Source organism: Streptomyces sp. NPDC034086 (genome assembly GCF_055575515.1).
In genome coordinates, this window is sequence record NZ_JBVISM010000002.1 from 133,131 (window position 1) to 151,862 (window position 18,732).

The 18,732-nt window shown below is 74.6% G+C and carries 18 protein-coding genes and 1 riboswitch; of the genes, 11 read left to right on the forward strand and 7 right to left on the reverse strand.

The window, feature by feature from the left end; genetic code table 11:
• Positions 1 to 74: 74 nt before the first annotated feature.
• Positions 75 to 1,622 (reverse strand): helix-turn-helix domain-containing protein, encoded by a 1,548-nt coding sequence (locus ACZ514_RS05970; protein ID WP_469124224.1) that lies wholly within the window; start codon positions 1,620 to 1,622, stop codon positions 75 to 77.
• A 119-nt stretch (positions 1,623 to 1,741) separates the two neighbouring features.
• Between ACZ514_RS05970 and ACZ514_RS05975 the strand changes: the two genes are divergently transcribed.
• Positions 1,742 to 3,295, forward strand: a complete 1,554-nt coding sequence (locus ACZ514_RS05975; protein WP_469124225.1) for a cell division protein PerM — start codon at positions 1,742 to 1,744, stop codon at positions 3,293 to 3,295.
• Positions 3,296 to 3,583: 288 nt separating this feature from the next.
• Here the strand turns inward: ACZ514_RS05975 and ACZ514_RS05980 are convergent, their stop codons facing one another.
• Positions 3,584 to 4,162 carry a hypothetical protein gene (locus ACZ514_RS05980; protein WP_468170123.1) on the reverse strand — a complete coding sequence of 193 codons (579 nt, stop codon included), beginning with the start codon at positions 4,160 to 4,162 and terminating at the stop codon, positions 3,584 to 3,586.
• 247 nt (positions 4,163 to 4,409) lie between these two features.
• Between ACZ514_RS05980 and purN the strand changes: the two genes are divergently transcribed.
• Positions 4,410 to 5,033 carry a phosphoribosylglycinamide formyltransferase gene (purN, locus tag ACZ514_RS05985; protein ID WP_468698894.1) on the forward strand — a complete coding sequence of 208 codons (624 nt, stop codon included), beginning with the start codon at positions 4,410 to 4,412 and terminating at the stop codon, positions 5,031 to 5,033.
• Positions 5,030 to 6,607 (forward strand): bifunctional phosphoribosylaminoimidazolecarboxamide formyltransferase/IMP cyclohydrolase, encoded by a 1,578-nt coding sequence (gene purH, locus ACZ514_RS05990; RefSeq protein WP_468170117.1) that lies wholly within the window; start codon positions 5,030 to 5,032, stop codon positions 6,605 to 6,607. The genes purN and purH overlap by 4 nt, the downstream gene beginning before the upstream one ends.
• A gap of 87 nt (positions 6,608 to 6,694) precedes the next feature.
• On the opposite strand, the gene ACZ514_RS05995 is transcribed toward purH, so the two are convergent.
• On the reverse strand, positions 6,695 to 7,429 hold the full coding sequence (locus ACZ514_RS05995) for an RDD family protein (protein ID WP_468170114.1): 735 nt from the start codon (positions 7,427 to 7,429) through the stop codon (positions 6,695 to 6,697).
• Positions 7,430 to 7,682: 253 nt separating this feature from the next.
• Between ACZ514_RS05995 and ACZ514_RS06000 the strand changes: the two genes are divergently transcribed.
• The 5 genes from ACZ514_RS06000 to ACZ514_RS06020 all read left to right on the forward strand — a co-directional run bounded on the left by ACZ514_RS06000 (position 7,683) and on the right by ACZ514_RS06020 (position 12,071).
• Complete coding sequence (locus ACZ514_RS06000; RefSeq protein WP_469124226.1) at positions 7,683 to 8,543, forward strand: bifunctional methylenetetrahydrofolate dehydrogenase/methenyltetrahydrofolate cyclohydrolase; 861 nt, start codon at positions 7,683 to 7,685, stop codon at positions 8,541 to 8,543.
• Complete coding sequence (locus ACZ514_RS06005) at positions 8,533 to 9,054, forward strand: DUF3017 domain-containing protein (protein ID WP_469124227.1); 522 nt, start codon at positions 8,533 to 8,535, stop codon at positions 9,052 to 9,054. The genes ACZ514_RS06000 and ACZ514_RS06005 overlap by 11 nt, the downstream gene beginning before the upstream one ends.
• A 320-nt stretch (positions 9,055 to 9,374) precedes the next feature.
• Positions 9,375 to 10,364, forward strand: a complete 990-nt coding sequence (locus ACZ514_RS06010) for a malate dehydrogenase (protein WP_468698898.1) — start codon at positions 9,375 to 9,377, stop codon at positions 10,362 to 10,364.
• A gap of 477 nt (positions 10,365 to 10,841) precedes the next feature.
• Positions 10,842 to 11,114, forward strand: a complete 273-nt coding sequence (locus ACZ514_RS06015) for a hypothetical protein (RefSeq protein ID WP_469124228.1) — start codon at positions 10,842 to 10,844, stop codon at positions 11,112 to 11,114.
• A 246-nt stretch (positions 11,115 to 11,360) separates the two neighbouring features.
• Positions 11,361 to 12,071, forward strand: coding sequence for a hypothetical protein (locus ACZ514_RS06020; RefSeq protein WP_469124229.1), 711 nt, complete (start codon positions 11,361 to 11,363; stop codon positions 12,069 to 12,071).
• A 26-nt stretch (positions 12,072 to 12,097) separates the two neighbouring features.
• Here ACZ514_RS06020 and ACZ514_RS06025 read toward each other — a convergent pair whose 3' ends face one another.
• Positions 12,098 to 12,625, reverse strand: a complete 528-nt coding sequence (locus ACZ514_RS06025) for a carboxymuconolactone decarboxylase family protein (protein WP_469124230.1) — start codon at positions 12,623 to 12,625, stop codon at positions 12,098 to 12,100.
• Positions 12,626 to 12,671: 46 nt separating this feature from the next.
• Here ACZ514_RS06025 and pdxR point away from each other — a divergent pair, with 46 nt between their 5' ends.
• Positions 12,672 to 14,093, forward strand: coding sequence for a MocR-like pyridoxine biosynthesis transcription factor PdxR (pdxR, locus tag ACZ514_RS06030; RefSeq protein WP_468170093.1), 1,422 nt, complete (start codon positions 12,672 to 12,674; stop codon positions 14,091 to 14,093).
• A 21-nt stretch (positions 14,094 to 14,114) separates the two neighbouring features.
• On the opposite strand, the gene ACZ514_RS06035 is transcribed toward pdxR, so the two are convergent.
• Positions 14,115 to 14,951, reverse strand: a complete 837-nt coding sequence (locus ACZ514_RS06035) for a hypothetical protein (protein ID WP_469124473.1) — start codon at positions 14,949 to 14,951, stop codon at positions 14,115 to 14,117.
• A gap of 97 nt (positions 14,952 to 15,048) precedes the next feature.
• Here ACZ514_RS06035 and ACZ514_RS06040 point away from each other — a divergent pair, with 97 nt between their 5' ends.
• Both ACZ514_RS06040 and ACZ514_RS06045 read left to right on the forward strand, forming a co-directional pair.
• A complete protein-coding gene (locus tag ACZ514_RS06040) occupies positions 15,049 to 15,351 on the forward strand; it encodes a hypothetical protein (protein ID WP_468170090.1) in 303 nt (100 codons plus the stop codon).
• Positions 15,352 to 15,357: 6 nt separating this feature from the next.
• Positions 15,358 to 16,554: a glutathionylspermidine synthase family protein gene (locus ACZ514_RS06045; RefSeq protein WP_468698913.1), complete on the forward strand. Its 1,197-nt coding sequence runs from the start codon at positions 15,358 to 15,360 to the stop codon at positions 16,552 to 16,554.
• Between the two features lie 21 nt (positions 16,555 to 16,575).
• On the opposite strand, the gene ACZ514_RS06050 is transcribed toward ACZ514_RS06045, so the two are convergent.
• On the reverse strand, positions 16,576 to 17,118 hold the full coding sequence (locus ACZ514_RS06050; protein WP_469124231.1) for a hypothetical protein: 543 nt from the start codon (positions 17,116 to 17,118) through the stop codon (positions 16,576 to 16,578).
• Positions 17,119 to 17,286: 168 nt separating this feature from the next.
• Positions 17,287 to 18,492 (reverse strand): ornithine--oxo-acid transaminase, encoded by a 1,206-nt coding sequence (gene rocD, locus ACZ514_RS06055; RefSeq protein WP_469124232.1) that lies wholly within the window; start codon positions 18,490 to 18,492, stop codon positions 17,287 to 17,289.
• A gap of 117 nt (positions 18,493 to 18,609) precedes the next feature.
• A riboswitch (ZMP/ZTP riboswitch) is annotated at positions 18,610 to 18,700 on the forward strand.
• The last annotated feature ends 32 nt before the right edge of the window (positions 18,701 to 18,732 follow it).

An 18,732-nucleotide genomic window follows, 5' to 3' on the forward strand; every position in this document is an offset into this window, starting at 1 on the left:
AGCCAGGGGGGAGGAGCCGGGAAGAAAGCGCGGGCTTACCCCACCCCCCTCGGTGCGCGCCCCACGCCCGTTCCTCATTCGGGCCGCGGGGCGAGCCGGTGGGGCCCGGCGGCCGGGTCGGCCCGCAGCTTGTCCTGGAGGACCCGGCCGGTCTCGGTGAGCCGCGGGGGGCCGCTGAGCGGCGGCACCCCCGAGACGCTCGCGCCGGGGGCGATCGGCGGCTCGTAGTGGTCCGGAGCGGTGACGGTGGTGTATCCCGTCGACGCGGCGATCACGGCGGTCAGGACGAGCGCGGCCCGCGCCAGCCGCCGGGCCCGGTGCTCGCTGACCGTCCGGACGGTGGCCGCCGGGCGCGGCTCCAGGGACACGGCGGGCCGCACCGCGCCGAGCCGCTCGCGCAGCAGGGCCGACCGCTGCTCGGCGGGCAGGCCGGCCAGCCCGGGGATCCGGCGGGCGAGTTCGGCGTGCGCGCGCAGCAGGCGGTGCCCGGCGGCCGGGGTGCTGGCCTCGGTCTCCGCGGCGGTGTCGGGCAGGTCGAGGCCGACGCCGTCGTAGAGCAGCACGGTCCGGCGGTGCACGGGCGGCAGGGCGAGGAGGGCGTCCAGCAGGATCCGGTCGGCGGGGTCGGCCGGGAGCCGGTCGGGGTGGCGGTGGGCCCGGCGGAACCGGTGCCAGGGGGAGAGGGCGTATTCGTACGCGGCCGCGCGGACCCACCCCACGGGGTCGGGGTCGGTGGCGACCTCGGGCCAGCGCCCCCAGGCCTGCCGGAACGCCACCTCGACGGAGTGCAGGGCGAGGGCGCGGCGGCCGGTGAGCAGGTAGGCCTGGCGGACGAGTGCGGCGGCGGCGTGGTCGTAGAGGGCGTCGAAGGCCTCGACGGGATCCTCGGGGGGTTTCGGCCGGGGGCCGTACGGCCGCGCCGGCGGGGTGACGGCCGCCGGGGCGGCCGGGAGCCCCTGCGGGGAGTCGGGTTCCGCTCCGGTGGGGCCGGGGCCCGCCTGGTGAAACGGTTCCTCAGGGGCGGGTGGCACCGCGGCCGGGTCGGCGGGGGTCCCTGGGGCCGCGGAGGCGGTGGGTGCCGGGGCGGGGGCGCCCTGGAGGGCCGGGGCCGCCTGGGCCGCCGGGGCCGGGCGGGCGGGGTACGCCTCCCGGGCCGGGAGCGGATCCTGCGGCGGCTGGATGGTGTGAGCCGTCTGGGTGGTGTGGGGCGTCTGGGGTGTCTGTGCGGTGTGGGCCGTCGGGGTCGGCTGGGCCGGTTGTGGTGACCGGGGCTCCCGGCCCTCCCGGGCCGTCTGCGCCGTCCGCCGCGGCCCCGCCGACGACTGTGCGGCGTGTCGGGCGGCGCTTCGGGGCCGCCGGGCCGGCGGGCCCGCCGCCACCGGCCGCGCCGGGGCGGCCCCGGCGGCGGCGAGCCGGTCCAGGAGCGCCGCGTACGCCTCGCGCGTGCGCCCGCGAGGCTCGGTGCGGCCGCACTCCCAGGAGCGGACGGTGGCCGCGGTGACACCGGCCTCGGCCGCGACCTCCTCGTACGTCAGCCCGCCCGACTCTCGCAGCCACCGGCGCTCCTTGGGGGACGGGAGGCCCAGCTCCGAGCCGGAGGACGTTTCGACGTCTTGTGTCATGCCACTCTCCCCGCGACACGGCTGCTCTGGGCGAAAAAGTACATAAACGTATATTGAGCGACACAACGGTCAATCGGTTGTTACCCGGACATAGCGCGTGTCGAGGGCACCATGGCGGGGTGACCCAAGTGACCGAACGCGGGACCCCGTTGCCGACGGCCCCGCGGGCCGCCACCGCGCGGCGCCGTTCACCGGCGGCCGCCGCCTGCGTGCTGGGCGGTGCCGTGGCCGCCGGACTGGGGCTCGGCTTCCTCGCCGTGCTCGTGATCGTGCTGTGGATCAGCTCCCCCTACCCCGACAGCGGCCCCGGCGGCGCCCTGCACCTCGCCGCCGGGCTGTGGCTGATGGCCCACGGCACGGAACTCGTCCGCTACGAGACCCTCTCCGGGGTACCGGCGCCCGTCGGCCTGGTCCCCCTGCTGCTCGTGGCGCTGCCCGCGCTGCTCATGCGGCGCGCGGCCCGGCTCGGCAGTGCCTCGGGGGACGCCGCCGGGGCGGAGGGGGACGAGGTGCTGCCGGCCGCCGCCGTGTTCTCCGCCGTCACCTGCGGCTACCTGACCGTCGGCGCGCTCGCCACCGTGTACGCGGCCGGCGGACCGATGCCGGCGGACCCGCTCAGCGCCGCCTGGCACGTGCCGCTGGTGGCGGTCCTCGCCGCCGCCGGCGGGGTGTGGGCGGCCAGGGGCAAACCGCCGGGGCCCTTGCCGCCGTGGGTTCCGGGGACCGTACGCCGCGCCGTGGCCCGCCCCCGGTACGCGCTGGCGCTGCGCTCCGGCGGGGCGGGGGTGCTCGTCCTGCTGGGCGGCGGGGCCCTGCTCGTCGGGACCTCGCTGGTGTGGCACGGGGCGGAGGCGCGGAACTCCTTCCTGGCGCTGACCGGGGTGTGGTCGGGGCGGTTCGCGGTGCTGCTGCTCGCGCTGGCGCTGCTGCCGAACGCGATGGTGTGGGGCGCGGCGTACGGGCTGGGGCCCGGGTTCGCGCTCGGTGCGGGGGCGGTGGCGACCCCGTTCGGGATGGAAGGGGCGCCGGCACTGCCGAGGTTCCCGCTGCTGGCGGCGCTGCCGTCGCCGGGGCCCGGGACGCCCGTCACGTGGGCGGCGATGGCGGTGCCGGTGGCGGCGGGGCTGGCGGTGGGGTGGTTCGCGGTGCGGCGGGCGCGGGAGGTCTCGTACGGGGAGACCGCGCTGACGGCGGCACTGGGCTCGGTGGTGTGCGGTCTGGCCACGGCCGGCCTGGCGGCGGCTTCGGCGGGGCCGCTGGGGTCGCGGGTGCTGGCGGGCGTGGGGCCGGTGTGGTGGGCAGCCGGGGGCGCGGCGGCGGGGTGGACGCTGGTGCTGTCCGTACCGTTGGCGGTGGGGGTGCAGGCGTGGCGGACGCGGCCGGTGCGTGGTGCGGAGGGTGCGGGGACGGGCGGGGACCCGTGGCACGACTCGGGGGTGCGGGAGCTTCGGTGGGAGGCGTTGCGGAGGGCGGCGGAGCCGTTGGTGGCGCCGGTGGCTCCGCCGGTGGTTCCGCCGGTGGTTCCGGTGGCTTCGGTGGTTCCGCCGGTTGCTCCGCCGGTTGCTCCGCCGATGGTGCCGGTGGCCGTGCCGGTCCCGGGTCCGGCGGAACCGTTGCTGCCGGCGGCGGTGGTCGGGGCGCGGGTGCTGGCGCGGCGGCGTCCGGGAGGCTGAGCCCGGGCGGGGCCGGGGGTGCCGCTGCGCGGAGCGGTCCCCTACCCGCCCTTCGCCCGTTCCCCGGGGCGCTGCCCCGGACCCCGCGCCTCGAACGCCGGCGGGGCTGGTGGGTGGCGGGGCGGGCCGTCTGCCGGGGGGCTCCGCCCCCGGACCCCCGCGCCTCCAACGTCGGCGGCGCTGAAGGTGCCCGGGCGTCGGCGGGACGGAGGAGCCCAGCCGCCGGCGGGGCTGGAGAGGTCCGGGCGTCAGCGGCGTTCGTGGGGGCCCGGGCAGTGGTGCGGTGGGTCAGCGTTGGACTTTGAGGATCTTGCCGATGGCGTTGTCCGGGAGGAGGGTGTTGCATTCCAGTTCCGCCGTGCGGGTCAAGGCGTCGTCGCGGCAGACGTAGAAGTCCTTGTACGCCAGTTGCAGCCCGTACGAGCCGGCCGCCAGCAGCAGTGCCAGCGAAGCCGTGACCAGGCCGCTCACCGCCGCCGCGCGCTGCGGGCGGGCGGCCGGGCCCAGGGCGGCCAGGCCGCCGGGGTCCGCCTCGGTCGCCGGGCGGCCGCGCAGGGCGCTGATGCCCCAGTACATGGCCAGCGCGCCCAGCAGCAGCCCCACCGAGGGGATCCCGAAGATCCCGAAGAAGAACCCCCACATGCCCGAGAGCAGCGCGTACCGCGCGCGCCGCTGGACCGGGTCCGTCGGGTCCCACCGGGCCGGGCCCCCGGGGGCGGGGTCCGTCGGGTCACCGCCCGGACCGTCGCCGCCGTCCTGCGGCCGCTGCGGTTGCCGGGGCTGCCACGGCTGGTCGGGCCGGCCCTCGGGGGGCGCCGCGAAGGGGTTGTCTTCGGTCGAGGGGTCGGGCTGACGGCGGTCCGGCATCGAGTGCGTAACTTCCCCTGTGTCGTGGGCGGCGCGCGCCCCGTGCGGTGGCGCGTTCCGCGTCGTTCGCGGCGTGTACGCCAGACGCTACCGCCCGCCCGTCCCCCCGTCCCTCGGGGGCGGTCCGGTGTGCCGGTATCGTTGCAGGCGGTCGGTGGCTTCGTATGGTTCCCCGTATATCGGTACCCCGAAGTTTCGTACGACCACACAAGACGAACGACCCAAATCCTGTGAGAAAGGGCCTCCCATGGCCGCCTCCCGCCTGGTCGTGCTGGTTTCCGGCTCCGGCACCAACCTCCAGGCCCTGCTCGACGCCATCGACGCCCACCCCGGCGGAGCCGAGGGGTTCGGGGCCGAGGTCGTCGCCGTAGGGGCCGACCGCGAGAACATCGCGGGCCTCGAACGGGCGGAGAGGGCGGGGATCCCCACCTTCGTGTGTCCGGTGAAGGCCTACGGGAGCCGTGAGGAGTGGGACGCCGCCCTCACCGCGGCGACCGACGCCCACGCGCCGGACCTCGTCGTCTCCGCCGGGTTCATGAAGATCGTCGGAAAGAGCTTCATCGACCGCTTCGGCGGCCGGTTCATCAACACCCACCCCGCCCTCCTCCCGGCCTTCCCCGGCGCGCACGGGGTGCGCGACGCCCTCGCGTACGGGGCGAAGGTCACCGGCTGCACGGTCCACTTCGTGGACAGCGGCGTGGACACCGGTCCGATCATCGCCCAGGGTGTCGTCGAGATCCGGGACGGGGAGGACGAAGCCGCGCTCCATGAGCGCATCAAGGAAGTCGAGCGCCAGCTGCTCGTCGACGTCGTGGGGCGCCTGGCCCGGCACGGCTACCGCATTGAGGGACGAAAGGTAACAATCCAGTGACCGCCAACGAAACGACGACGACTCAGCGGCCGATCCGCCGCGCGCTCGTGAGTGTCTACGACAAGACGGGACTGGAAGAGCTGGCCCGCGGCCTCCACGAGGCGGGCGTCGCGCTCGTCTCCACGGGCTCCACCGCCTCGCGGATCGCCGCGGCCGGGGTGCCGGTCACCAAGGTCGAGGAGCTCACCGGCTTCCCCGAGTGCCTCGACGGCCGCGTCAAGACCCTCCACCCCCGCGTGCACGCCGGGATCCTCGCCGACCTGCGGCTGGAGGACCACCGGAGCCAGCTCGCCGAGCTGGGCGTGGAGCCCTTCGACCTGGTGATCGTCAACCTGTACCCGTTCCGGGAGACCGTCGCCTCCGGCGCCACCCCCGACGAGTGCGTCGAGCAGATCGACATCGGCGGCCCCTCGATGGTCCGCGCCGCCGCCAAGAACCACCCCTCGGTCGCGGTCGTCACCAGCCCCGCCCGCTACGCCGACGTCCTCGCGGCCGTCCGGGGCGGCGGCTTCGACCTGACCGCCCGCAAGCGGCTCGCGGCCGAGGCCTTCCAGCACACCGCGGCCTACGACGTGGCCGTCGCCTCCTGGTTCACCAACGCGTACGCCCCGGAGGGCGGGGAGGGCGACCTGCCCGAGTTCCTGGCCGGCGCCTGGGAGCGCAAGGCGACCCTGCGCTACGGCGAGAACCCGCACCAGGCCGCCGCGCTCTACACCGACGGCCGCCCGGGCGGGCTCGCCAACGCCGAGCAGCTGCACGGCAAGGAGATGTCCTTCAACAACTACGTGGACACCGAGGCCGCCCGCCGGGCCGCCTACGACCACGAAGAGCCCTGCGTCGCGATCATCAAGCACGCCAACCCGTGCGGCATCGCCGTGGGCCAGGACGTGGCCGCCGCGCACCGCAAGGCGCACGCCTGCGACCCGCTGTCGGCCTTCGGCGGTGTCATCGCCGTCAACCGCCCGGTGACCGTCGAGCTCGCCGAGCAGGTCGCGGAGATCTTCACCGAGGTCATCGCCGCCCCCGGCTACGAGGACGGCGCGCTGGAGGTCCTGGCCAAGAAGAAGAACATCCGCGTCCTGAAGGTGGACGGCACCCCGCACCAGCCGGGCGACCTCAAGCCGATCTCGGGCGGCACGCTGCTCCAGCAGTCGGACGTCTTCCAGGCCGAGGGCGACGACCCGGCCAACTGGACCCTCGCCACCGGTGACGCGCTGTCCGCGGACGAGCTGGCCGATCTCGCCTTCGCGTGGAAGGCCTGCCGCGCCGTCAAGTCCAACGCGATCCTGCTCGCCAAGGACGGTGCCTCGGTCGGCGTCGGCATGGGCCAGGTCAACCGCGTCGACTCGGCGAAGCTCGCCGTCGAGCGGGCCGGCGCGGAGCGCGCGCGGGGTTCGTACGCCGCCTCGGACGCGTTCTTCCCCTTCCCGGACGGGCTGGAGATCCTGACCGCGGCCGGCATCAAGGCCGTGGTCCAGCCGGGCGGTTCGGTCCGCGACGAGCAGGTCGTCGAGGCGGCGAAGAAGGCGGGCGTGACGATGTACTTCACCGGCACCCGCCACTTCTTCCACTGAGCCACGGACCCAGCCACGGACCCGGACCCGGACACGGCGAAGGCCGCCACCCGCACCAGCGGGTGGCGGCCTTCGCCGTGTGAGCGGTTACTTCTTGATGACGAGCGTGCCGGCGGCACGGTCGTGCCAGCCCTGGAGCTTGCCCGAGTTGTCGAAGAACGGGGAGAGGTAGACCAGGATGGCGCCGATGTAGCAGAGGAAGGCGCCGACGATCGGGATGATCCAGCGGATGAAGCCGCTGCCCAGGCCCGGGTTCTGGCCGGTGGTCTCCTTGACGACCTTCAGGCCCAGGGCCATCTTGCCGAGGGTGGCGCCGACGAAGGAGATCATCAGCCACTCGTACAGCATGGTGGCGAGACCGACGAGGGCGAGCGTGCCGAACAGCGCGGCGATGATGCCGCCGGCCGCCTCGGCCTGGTCGTTGACGCACTCCTGGTACGCGGGCGACGAGTAGTCGAGGCCGGTGCAGTCCTGGACCGAGTCCGCGAGGCCCACCAGGCCCGCGGCGCCGATCGCGAAGAGGATCCACACGATGACGGTGATGGCCAGACCGTCGATCAGGCGCGCGCCGAAGCGGCGGCCCATCGAGGCGACCTGGACGGTGCCGAGACCGGCGACGTTGATGTAGCCGTTGTTGGCCTGGAGGGTTCCCGGCACCTGCGGCGGGACGCCGTACGGCTGCTGGCCCTGCTGCGGGTAGCCGTAACCGGGCTGGCCCTGCGGCGGGACGCCCTGCGGGGCCTGCTGCGGGTAGCCGTAGCCGGGCTGGCCCTGCGGCGGCTGCTGCTGCCCGTAAGGGTTGTTCGGGTCGCCGAAGCTCATCTGGGTCTTTCCTCCGTGAAGTGCGGGGACGCACGGCACACCTGGAGGACACTTGCTTCTGCGGTACGCCCCCCGGCACTGCCCGCGGCACTCTTTCCGATCGTCTTGCTGCCCGTCATCGTGGTGGGCCCGCACCGGGCTTGTCCAGTTGGTTGCCGGAGCGGGTCAGACTTGTTGTGCAAGTGCAATCAAGAGCGCGATCCGGCCGCCTCCCGATTGGAAGCCGGGCCGCCCCATCCGGGAGGATGCCCCCATGACCGCCCAGATTCTCGATGGCAAGGCCACCGCGGCCGCGATCAAATCCGAACTGAAGGCCCGCGTGGAGCAGCTGAAGGCCCGGGGCGTCACCCCCGGCCTGGGCACCCTGCTGGTCGGCGACGACCCGGGCAGCCGCTGGTACGTCAACGGCAAGCACAAGGACTGCGCCGAGGTCGGCATCGCCTCCATCCAGCGCGAACTGCCCGCGACGGCCTCTCAGGAGGACATCGAGGCGATCGTGCGGGAGCTGAACGCCGACCCGGCCTGCACGGGCTACATCGTCCAACTGCCGCTCCCCAAGGGCATCGACACCAACCGCGTCCTGGAGCTGATGGATCCGGCCAAGGACGCCGACGGGCTGCACCCGACGTCACTGGGCCGCCTGGTGCTGGGCGTCCAGGGCCCGCTGCCCTGTACTCCGTACGGGATCGTCGAGCTGCTGCGCCACCACGGCGTCGAGATCAACGGCGCGCACGTCGTCGTGCTCGGCCGGGGCATCACCGTCGGCCGCTCCATCGGGCTGCTGCTCACCCGCAAGTCCGAGAACGCCACCGTGACGCTGTGCCACACCGGTACGCGCGACCTGCCGGGGCTGCTGCGCCAGGCGGACATCATCGTCGCGGCGGCGGGCGTCCCGCACCTGGTGAAGCCGGAGGACGTGAAGCCGGGCGCGGCCGTGCTCGACGTCGGCGTGAGCCGCGACGAGAGCGGCAAGATCGTCGGGGACGTCCACCCGGGCGTCGCCGAGGTGGCGGGCTGGCTCTCCCCGAACCCGGGCGGTGTCGGCCCGATGACGCGGGCGCAGCTGCTGGTGAACGTCGTCGAGGCGGCGGAACGGGTCCCCAGTGCGGGCTGAGCACGAGGTGAGCGGGACGGGCGGCACCTCCGGCGCGGAGGGCGGCGCGGAGCGCGGGGCCGAGCCCGGATCCGCCCCGGGGGCGGGGCGCGCGCCGGACGCGGCGAAGGCCGCGGCGGCCGCCGCGCGGTCCCGGCGCTTCCCCACCGTCACCCAGGACACGGCCCGCCCCGAGGGCAGCGGCCGCGCCATCCCCGGAGCGGTGTCCGCGCCCGCCCGGCAGTGGCCGATGCTCAGCGTCCTCGCCGCCACCGCGGTGGGGCTGCTGACCACGGCCGTGGGGCAGCCGCGGATCGGCTGCCTGGTGATCGGCGTCGCGCTGATCGCCGCGGCGGTGATGCGGCGCGTCCTGCCCTCGGTGGGCATGCTCGCGGTGCGCTCCCGGTTCACCGACATGATCACGTACGGGGTGCTGGGCGTGGCCATCACCCTGCTCGCGCTGGTCATGGAACCGCAACCCTGGCTGAAGATCCCGTTCCTGGAGAGCGCGGTCCGCTTCACGGTGCGGTAGCCGCCGCCGGGCGGGTCCGCGTACCGGCGGCGGACCCGCGCCGGACGGCGGGGGCCTTCCGGGCGGGGCGACGGCCTGGAGTGAAGGCGGGGAGCAAGGGCATACGGCCGTCCGGACCTTCGAAACCTCCCGATCCGGGGCCCGTGTGCCGCGGACCACAGGGACCGGGGGGTTGGGGGCCCCGCGGGTCGGATAGCCTGACCGCGGATGTCTCTTCACGTCAAGATTTACAGGACAGGGAAGCGGCGTCCTCCCCCTTCAGGGGGGTCCAGCACATGGGGCGGGGACGCCCCACCGCCAGCTGTCTAACGGAGAAGGCCATGACCCGCACTCCCGTGAATGTCACTGTCACCGGCGCCGCCGGCCAGATCGGCTACGCGCTGCTCTTCCGCATCGCGTCCGGCCACCTGCTCGGCGCGGACGTGCCGGTCAAGCTCCGCCTCCTGGAGATCCCCCAGGGCATGAAGGCCGCCGAGGGCACCGCCATGGAGCTCGACGACTGCGCCTTCCCGCTGCTCAAGGGCATCGACATCTTCGACGACCCGAACCAGGGCTTCGACGGTGCCAACGTCGCGCTGCTCGTCGGCGCCCGCCCGCGCACCAAGGGCATGGAGCGCGGTGACCTGCTCTCCGCCAACGGCGGCATCTTCAAGCCGCAGGGCGCCGCGATCAACGCGCACGCCGCGGACGACATCAAGGTCCTGGTCGTGGGCAACCCGGCCAACACCAACGCGCTCATCGCGCAGGCCGCCGCCCCGGACGTACCGGCCGAGCGCTTCACCGCGATGACCCGCCTGGACCACAACCGCGCCATCTCGCAGCTCGCGAAGAAGACCGGCGCGGACGTCACCGACATCAAGCGCCTCACCATCTGGGGCAACCACTCGGCGACCCAGTACCCGGACGTCTTCCACGCGGAGATCGCCGGCAAGAACGCCGCCGAGGTCGTCAACGACGAGGCCTGGCTCGCCGACGAGTTCATCCCGACCGTCGCCAAGCGCGGCGCCGCGATCATCGAGGCCCGTGGCGCCTCCTCGGCCGCCTCCGCCGCCAACGCGGCCATCGACCACGTGCACACCTGGGTCAACGGCACCGCCGCGGGCGACTGGACCTCGATGGGCATCCCGTCGGACGGCTCCTACGGCGTCCCGCGGGGCATCATCTCCTCCTTCCCCGTCACCTGCGCCGACGGCAAGTACGAGATCGTCCAGGGCCTGGACATCAACGAGTTCTCCCGTGCGCGCATCGACGCGTCCGTGGCGGAGCTCGTCGAGGAGCGCGACGCGGTGCGCGAGCTCGGCCTGATCTGATCACCCTGACGGCGGTCGCCCCTCGGGTTCACCCGATCGCGTGATCGTCGCGAACGCCCTCGCGCCCCGGCCGAACCAGGCCGGGGCGCTTTGGCGTGCGTGCTCCTGTCCCGGCCGCCTCCTGTGCGCGGCCGTCGTCACGCTGGTCGGCGTCCAGCGCGGGTACGGGGCCCGCATCGTCGGCCGGGGCTTTGCGCCGCGCCGCTACGCCGGCCCGGCCTCCGGTCCCGACATGGACGACGGCTCGCTCTTGCACCGCATGGACCCGGCGCGCTATCTGAGAACCATTCAGGGACCGTGTCGTCGGCGGGATCACCGTCGCCCCGCACGAAGCCGGCCGGCACCCCGGGGAGTTCACGCGGCGCGCGGTCCGCGTCGCCGAGGGGGGCGTCCACATCCAGTCGATGGACGACGGCGCCTCCGGCTTCGGCGGCAACGGCACCCATACCAGCGGCACGAGCGGCAAGGGGAGCAGCGGTGGCAGGTAACGGCGAGGAGCGCGCGATCCGCATCGGCGACGTCAACGGCAGCGCCTTCAGCATCGGCGGCAGCGACAACACCGACGTCGTCCACCACGACGGCGGTACGCGGGACCGCGCGCCCGGCGCCGCGGAGCTGCTGGAGGCCGAGGAGTTCCGGCCCGGGACGCCCGCACGGCTGCGCGGGGCGCTGGAGCGGTGGGCCCCGCTGGTGGAGACGCTGAGCGCGGCCACCGCGCTGGGCGGGCTGCTCGCCCCGCTGGGAGGCTGACCGGTGTCCTCGTCCGACGGCGCCCGGTGGGATCCGCAGTCGCAGCGGTGGGAGTGGGGCCCCGCCCCGGATTCCGGCCCGGCCCCCGGCCCGGATTCCGGCCCGGCCCCCCTTCCCGGCCCGGCTCCCGCTCCCGCTTCGCCACGCCCCGTACGGCCCGGCACCCCGTCCCCGCTGCCCCCGCTGCCGCCGTTGCCCCCGCTCACCGCGCCGGGTTACCACGAGCCGTGGCCCCCGCTGCCGGCCGTGCCCGTCCCCCCGCCGCCCCCGCCCCCGGGCGGCGGGCAGCGGTGGCGCACCCCGGTGCTGGTCGGACTGGCGGCGGCGGTCGCGGGCGGCGCCGCGGTGGCGGCGTGGACGGCGCTCGGCGGCAAGGACGGCTCCGAGGCGTCCGCGCGGCCGCCGGCCTCCCTGTCGGCACCGCCGACCGCCACCGGATCCCGGCCCGGCGACGCGCCCGCGAGCCCGTCACCGGCCACGAGCGCACCGCCGGCCACCGGCCCCGCCACGGGCGGCGGCGCCGGCCACACCGTGGTGCGCGACGCGAACGGCTTCTCGGTGGCCGTCCCCACCGGCTGGGAGATCAGCACGGACGAGACGGGCAGCGGGTCCTTCTACCGCCGGCCCGGAGAGCGCAGCGCCCTGCTCCAGATCTTCCGGGTCACGGAGAGCGGCGCCATCAGCTCCTGCGACCTGCTGCGCACGTCCTCGGACCAACTGCGCGCCGGGACGTCCGGCTACCGGCAGGTGTCCGTCGAACCGACGGCCGGGGCCGGCTGCGAACTGGTCTACGAGTACGACAGCGTGGAGTCGAACGGCCGCCGCCGGGGCGTGGAGCGGATCCTCACCGCCCCCGACGGCCTGCGGTGGGCACTGCTGGCGGCCGGCCCGGCCGCCGACAGCGCGACGACGCGCGCGCACCTGACGGCGGCCCTGGAGTCGTTCCGGACCGGCTGACCCGGCCTCCCCCGGTGCGGGCCGGGTCAGGCCTTCTTCACCGCCGGGGTGTAGTGCCCCGGAGTCATGCGGGTGGTGACGCCGATCCGGTTCCAGACGTTGATCGTCGCGATGACGGCGATCAGCTGGGCCAGCTCGGCCTCCTCGAAGTGCTTCTCCGCCCGCGCGTACACCTCGTCCGGTACGAAGCCGTCCGTCAGGACGGTGACGGCCTCGGTCAGCTCGATCGCGGCCAGCTCCTTCTCGGTGTAGAAGTGCCGCGACTCCTCCCAGGCGCCGAGCAGCAGGACGCGCTCGATGCTCTCGCCCGCGGCGAGCGCGTCCTTGCCGTGCATGTCCAGGCAGAAGGCACAGTGGTTGATCTGCGAGGCACGGATCTTGACGAGTTCGACGAGGCTCGGGTCGAGGCCCTTCTTCGCCGCGATCTCCAGGCCGATGACGGCCTTGTAGACCTCGGGGGCGGCCTTCGCGAACTGCATGCGGAGGGTGTGCTCGGGGGCGTGCCCGGTGGTGCGGGCGTGGTTGCCGTCCTGGCTGCTGTCCTGGTTGCTCATGGCTCCACCGTACGGAGGAGGCGGCCCGCCTATATGGTCCATGTCCATGACCGGATCATGGGCCACTTCCGGTGCCGACCTGCACCTCGACCTCGCCGCCGCGCCGGGCGGCCGGGGCCTGCGGGCCGCGCTGACGGAGGCGCTGCGGGAGGCGGCGCGCAGCGGGCGGCTCGCACCCGGGACACGGCTGCCGTCGTCCCGTTCCTTCGCCGCCGACCTGGGGATCGCCCGCAACACCGTCGCCGAGGCGTACGCGGAACTCGTCGCCGAGGGCTGGCTGACCGCCCGCCAGGGCTCCGGCACCCGCGTCGCCGAGCGGGCCAGGGTCCGCCGGGCCGCCGGCTCCCCGCGGGTACGCCGCCCCGCGCGGCGGGGGCCCGCGTACAGCCTGGTCCCCGGCTCCCCGGACCTGGGCGGCTTCCCGCGGGCCGCGTGGCTGGCGGCGGCCCGGCGGGCCCTGACCGACGCCCCGAACGACGCCTTCGGGTACGCCGCCGACGCGCGCGGCCGGGTGGAGCTGCGGGAGGCGCTCGCCGGGTACCTGGCGCGGGCGCGCGGGGTGTACGCCGACCCGGACCGGATCGTGCTGTGCGCCGGCTTCGCGCACGCCCTGACGCTGCTGGGCCGGGTGCTGAGGGCGCGCCGGGTGCGCGAGGTGGCCGTGGAGGGGTACAGCCTCGACGTGCACCGGGAACTGCTGGCCGGGGCCGGGCTGGCGACCCGGCCGCTGTGGGTGGACGAGGCCGGCGCCCGCACCCCGGACCTGGCCGGCGCCGGCCCCCGCACGGGCGCGGTGCTGCTGACCCCGGCGCACCAGTTCCCGACCGGCGCGGCCCTCACCCCCGCGCGCAGGGCGGCGGCCGTGGACTGGGCGCGGACCACGGGCGGGGTGATCCTGGAGGACGACTACGACGGGGAGTTCCGCTACGACCGCCAGCCCGTCGGCGCGCTCCAGGGCCTGGACCCGGACCGGGTGGTGTACCTGGGCACCGCGAGCAAGTCCCTGGCCCCCGCGCTGCGGATGGGGTGGATGGTGGTCCCGCCGGGCCTGCTGGAGGAGGTGCTGGCGGCGAAGGGCCCGGTCGACTGGACGTGCAGCGCGCTGGACCAGCTGACCCTGGCGGAGTTCCTCACCTGCGGGGCGTACGACCGCCACGTGCGCGGCATGCGCCTGCGCTACCGGCGCCGCCGGGACGAGCTGGTGGCCGCAGTGGCGGGGAGGGTGCCCGTCTCGGGCATCGCGGCCGGGCTGCACGCGGTGCTGGACCTCCCGCCGGGCACGGAGCGGTCCGTCGTCCAGGCCGCCGCCTGGCAGGACCTGGCCCTGGAGGGCCTGGCGCGGTTCCGCCATCCCGACTCGGCGATGCCGCCGCGCGAGGCCCTGGTCGTCGGCTACGGCACCCCCTCCACCAGCGCCTGGACCCCCGCCCTGACGGCCCTGTCCGCCGCCCTGCCCCCGGCCGCCTGAGGCCGCGCCCGCACCGCCCGGCTACGGTTCGGGTACCGGTTCCGGTTCCGGTTCGCCGAAGCGGGACAGGGCCAGGGAACCGGCCACCGCCACCGCGAAGCCGGCCACCGCGAGCCAGGTCAGCCCCTCGCGGGTGCGGTCCCCGAGCCAGGCCACGCCCACGGCCGCCGGGCCGACCGTCTCGCCCAGCACCAGGCCCGCCGTCGCCGCCGTCACCGAGCCGCGCTGCAGGGCGGAGGTGAGCAGCAGGAACGCGGCCGCCCCGCCCAGCAGCAGCGCGTACAGCGCGGGGTCGCGCAGCACCCGCGGCGAGACGGAGCCGATGAGCCGGACCGCCACCTCCACCACCCCGAAGCCCGTCCCCGCGGCCAGGCCCAGCACCAGCGCGCGCGGCCCGTCCGGCAGCCGGCCCGCCACCGTGCCGACCGCCGGCACCAGCACGGCAGCGCCCAGCAGCCCCAGTTCCAGCGCGGGGGTCCCGCTGCCGGAGCCCTCCCCGCCGGAGGCCAGCCCGAGCATCAGCAGCCCCGCGCACACCACCCCCACCGCACCCCGTTCCAGCCGGGACAGCCGCACCCGCAGCAGCCGGGCCGCGACCACGGCCGTCACCGCCAGGCTGGCGGCCAGAGCGGCCCCCACCGCGTAGATCGGAACGTGCCGCAGGGCGATGATCTGGAGCACGAAGCCGACCGCGTCCAGCCCGAGCCCCGCCACGTACCGCCACTGCCGCACCGCCCGCAGGAACAGCGCCGCGTCGACGCCGGCGGCCGCCCCCGGCCGGGCCGCCGCCCGGGCTGCCACCGCCTGGAGCACGGACGCCGTACCGAAACAGACCGCCGCACCCAGTGCGCAAACCATCCCAAGCAGCACGAACCGACTCTAGGTCACCATCGTGACAAGGGTGTGACGGCGGCCGGATTCCATACCCCCGCGCCCCCGCTCTAGGGTGCAGGCCATGGATACCGGCAACACCACCAGACGACGCATGCGCTCCGGCGCGGTCGCCCTCGGCGGCATGGGCCTGCTCGCCGCCACCCTCGTGGCCTGCGGGAGCAACGACGAGCCCGACAAGCGCTGCGCCTCCCGCTCGACGCTGGACCACCTGAACTCGAAGGAGTGCAGGAGCGGCGGCACCGGCTCGTACTACTACGGCGGCTCCGTCCGCAACGGCAAGGTGACCGGCGGCAGCTTCGACAAGTCCGCCGTCACCCGCGGCGGCATCGGCGGCCACAGCAGCTCCGGCTCCTCCGGCGGCTGAGCGCAGATGCAGCGGCACACCATCGAACCGCGTCCCGGCTGGCAGAAGACCGTCGAGGAACAGGGACTGATCTACCCCCTCACCCGCTACCCCGACGACTCCCTGCGGCCCTACTGGGACGAGAGCGCGTACTACTCCTTCTCGCTGCCGGAGGTCGAGGCCCTGGAGGAGGTCGTCGAGGAACTGCACGCCATGTGCCTGGCCGCGGCCGCGCACATCGTCGAGCACGACCGTTTCGCGGACCTCGGCATCACCGATCCGGAGCTGGCGGCGCGGATCGCCGAGTCCTGGCGGCGTCGCGCCGAACAGCCGTCCCTGTACGGCCGGTTCGACCTGCGCTACGACGGCGCCGGCGAGCCCGCCAAGCTGCTGGAGTACAACGCCGACACCCCCACCTCCCTGGTGGAGGCGGCGAGCCCGCAGTGGTTCTGGATGGAGGAGCGCTTTCCCGGCGCCGACCAGTGGAACTCCCTCCACGAGCGCCTCGTCGAGGCGTGGCGGCACCAGGCCGAGCTGCTGCCGCCCGGTCCGGTGCACTTCGCGCACTCCGAGACCGACGAGCTCGGCGAGGACCTGATGACGGTCGCCTACCTCCAGGAGACCGCCGGACAGGCCGGCCTGGAGACGCACGCGCTCTCGGTGGAGACGATCGGCTGGGACAGCCTCTCGGGCCGGTTCGTGGACGACCGGCTCCGCTTCATCCGCAGCTGCTTCAAGCTCTACCCGTGGGAGTGGCTGGTCACCGACGAGTTCGGGCCGCAGGTGCTGGGCACCTACGACCACGGCGGCGGTTCCGGCACCACCGCCTGGATAGAGCCGCTGTGGAAGATGCTGCTCGCCAACAAGGCGCTGCTGGCGATCCTCTGGGAACTCTTCCCCGACCACCCGAACCTGCTGCCCGCCTACCTCGACGGCCCGCGCGAGCTGGCCGAGACCTGCGGGTACGCGGCCAAGCCGCTGCTGGGGCGCGAGGGTGCCGGGGTGACGCTGCACGAGGCGGGCGGGGGCGGCGAGCCCTTCGTCCCGGCCGAGGGGGAGACGTACGTCTTCCAGGCGCTGGCCCCGCTGCCCGACTTCGACGGCAACCGCGTCGTGCTCGGCGCGTGGGTCGTCGAGGAGGAGGCGGCGGGGCTCGGCATCCGGGAGTCGGCGGGGCCCGTCACGGACGAGTACGCCCGCTTCCTGCCCCACGTCATCCTGTAGGGCGCCAGGGCCGTCAGGGCCTCAGTCGTCGCCGCAGTAGCTGTCGAAGGAGGTCTCGGCCCCCGACTTCCAGCCGCGCCAGTAGGACTCGGAGTGGTTCTGGCTCGTGTCGGGCTGGGCCGGGACGTCGCAGTTCGACCGGGACGCGGCCTTCATGCCGGCCGTGTGGCCGTCCGAGTAGCCCTTCTGGAACTCCCTCGAGTCCCCGGCGGAGGGCGTGGCCCCCACGACCTTGCAGTTCACGAAGACGAAGTCCTGGTCCTCGTTGACCGCGAGCACCGTGTAGTCGACGTTCTTCTGGAACCGCTGGACCCGGAAGTTGCCGTCGGCGTCGACGTTCAGCGGTTCGGTGGTCTCGCCGTCGTTGAGTTCGCGCGGGGGAGTGAACCCCTCGCCGGTGATCACGACGAACCGCCCTTGCGGGTCGGGGGTGACCGTGCAGCTGGCGGCGGGTACCGCGGCCGGGGCGGCGGCGGCCGGTGCGGCGAGGGCGGCGGCGCCGCCGAGGACGACGGAGGACGCCAGGACGCCGCGGAGCAGGGCGTGTCGGTTGCGTCGGTGCATGGGGATGCTCCCATCGGAGGGTCGGGCCCGGGATCGGCTGGGGCGCGCACCCGTACGGGGTCCTCCCATCGTCCGGCGGACCGCTCCCGGTGTCCACCGCAGGGCCGCGAGCGGCGACGGGCACCGCCGGGACCGCGAGGTCCGGCCGCGCCCGCCGCCGCGGCGCCGTCAGGCGGAGAGCACCGACCGCAGCCGGTCCAGACCCCAGTCCAGGTCCTCCTTGGTGATCACCAGCGGCGGCGCGATCCGGATCGTCGACCCGTGGGTGTCCTTCACCAGCACCCCGAGTTCCATCAGCTTCTCGGAGACCTCGCGGCCCGTCCCGCGCGACGGGTCGACGTCCACGCCGGCCCACAGCCCGCGCCCGCGCACGGCGGTCACCGCGCCCCCGCCGACCAGCAGGTTCAGCTCCCGGTGCAGGTGGTCGCCGAGTTCGGCGGCGCGCTCCTGGTACTCGCCGGTGCGCAGCATCGCGATCACCTCCAGCGCGACGGCGCAGGCCAGCGGGTTCCCGCCGAAGGTGGACCCGTGCTCGCCGGGGCGGAACACCCCGAGCACGTCCCGGTCGGCGACCACGGCGGACACGGGCACGACCCCGCCGCCGAGCGCCTTGCCCAGGACGTACACGTCGGGCACGACGCCCTCGTGCTCGCACGCGAAGGTCCGGCCGGTGCGGCCCAGGCCCGACTGGATCTCGTCCGCCATGAACAGGACGTTCCGCCGGCGCGTCAGTTCCCGTACGTCCGCCAGGTATCCGGCGGGCGGGACGAGGACCCCCGCCTCGCCCTGGATCGGCTCGAGCAGCACGGCCACGGTGTTGGCGGTGACGGCGGCGTCGAGGGCGGTCAGGTCCCCGTACGGGACGATCTCGAAGCCGGGCGTGTAGGGGCCGTAGTGGTCGCGGGCCTCGTGGTCGGTGGAGAAGGAGACGATGGTCGTCGTACGGCCGTGGAAGTTGTTCGCGGCCACGACGATCTTGGCCTGGCCGTCGGGGACGCCCTTGACCTCGTACCCCCATTTGCGGGCCGTCTTCACCGCGGTCTCCACCGCCTCCGCGCCCGTGTTCATGGGCAGCACCATCTCCTTGCCGCAGAGCGCGGCCAGTTCGGCGCAGAAGTCGGCGAAGCGGTCGTGGTGGAAGGCGCGGGAGGTGAGGGTGACCCGCTCCAGCTGGGCGCGGGCGGCGTCGATCAGCCTGCGGTTCCCGTGGCCGAAGTTGAGCGCCGAGTACCCGGCGAGCATGTCGAGGTACCGGCGGCCCTCCACGTCGGTCATCCACGCGCCGTCCGCCGACGCGACGACGATCGGCAGGGGGTGGTAGTTGTGCGCGCTGTGTTCGTCGGCGGAGCGGATGGCATCAGCAGTTCTCGACACGGGGTCTCCGATCGTCCGTCTGGCTGGTGGCGCGGGTGACGTGGGTGACGTCCTTTGTATCGTCGCTCGGATCGCGGGGCCGGAAACATCCCCGGTGCCGCGCCAGCTAAGGTGTCCGGTACGCACGGCGACTGGCGCACGGAGAACGAACTCCGGGGGAGTCGTGCGCGCACGACCGCACACAGGGCCGCTCGCCTGGGCCTCGCGGGGACGAACCGACATCGACCCCGGAGGATCCGC

Coding starts and splice junctions, on each gene's coding strand:
- ACZ514_RS06050 (WP_469124231.1), bottom strand. CDS start 17,118: ATGCACCGACGCAACCGACACGCCCTGCTCCGCGGCGTCCTGGCGTCC.
- pdxR (WP_468170093.1), top strand. CDS start 12,672: ATGACCGGATCATGGGCCACTTCCGGTGCCGACCTGCACCTCGACCTC.
- ACZ514_RS06010 (WP_468698898.1), top strand. CDS start 9,375: ATGACCCGCACTCCCGTGAATGTCACTGTCACCGGCGCCGCCGGCCAG.
- ACZ514_RS05995 (WP_468170114.1), bottom strand. CDS start 7,429: ATGAGCTTCGGCGACCCGAACAACCCTTACGGGCAGCAGCAGCCGCCG.
- ACZ514_RS05970 (WP_469124224.1), bottom strand. CDS start 1,622: ATGACACAAGACGTCGAAACGTCCTCCGGCTCGGAGCTGGGCCTCCCG.
- ACZ514_RS06045 (WP_468698913.1), top strand. CDS start 15,358: ATGCAGCGGCACACCATCGAACCGCGTCCCGGCTGGCAGAAGACCGTC.
- ACZ514_RS05980 (WP_468170123.1), bottom strand. CDS start 4,162: ATGCCGGACCGCCGTCAGCCCGACCCCTCGACCGAAGACAACCCCTTC.
- ACZ514_RS06000 (WP_469124226.1), top strand. CDS start 7,683: ATGACCGCCCAGATTCTCGATGGCAAGGCCACCGCGGCCGCGATCAAA.
- ACZ514_RS06025 (WP_469124230.1), bottom strand. CDS start 12,625: ATGAGCAACCAGGACAGCAGCCAGGACGGCAACCACGCCCGCACCACC.
- ACZ514_RS06040 (WP_468170090.1), top strand. CDS start 15,049: ATGGATACCGGCAACACCACCAGACGACGCATGCGCTCCGGCGCGGTC.
- ACZ514_RS06035 (WP_469124473.1), bottom strand. CDS start 14,951: ATGGTTTGCGCACTGGGTGCGGCGGTCTGTTTCGGTACGGCGTCCGTG.
- purN (WP_468698894.1), top strand. CDS start 4,410: ATGGCCGCCTCCCGCCTGGTCGTGCTGGTTTCCGGCTCCGGCACCAAC.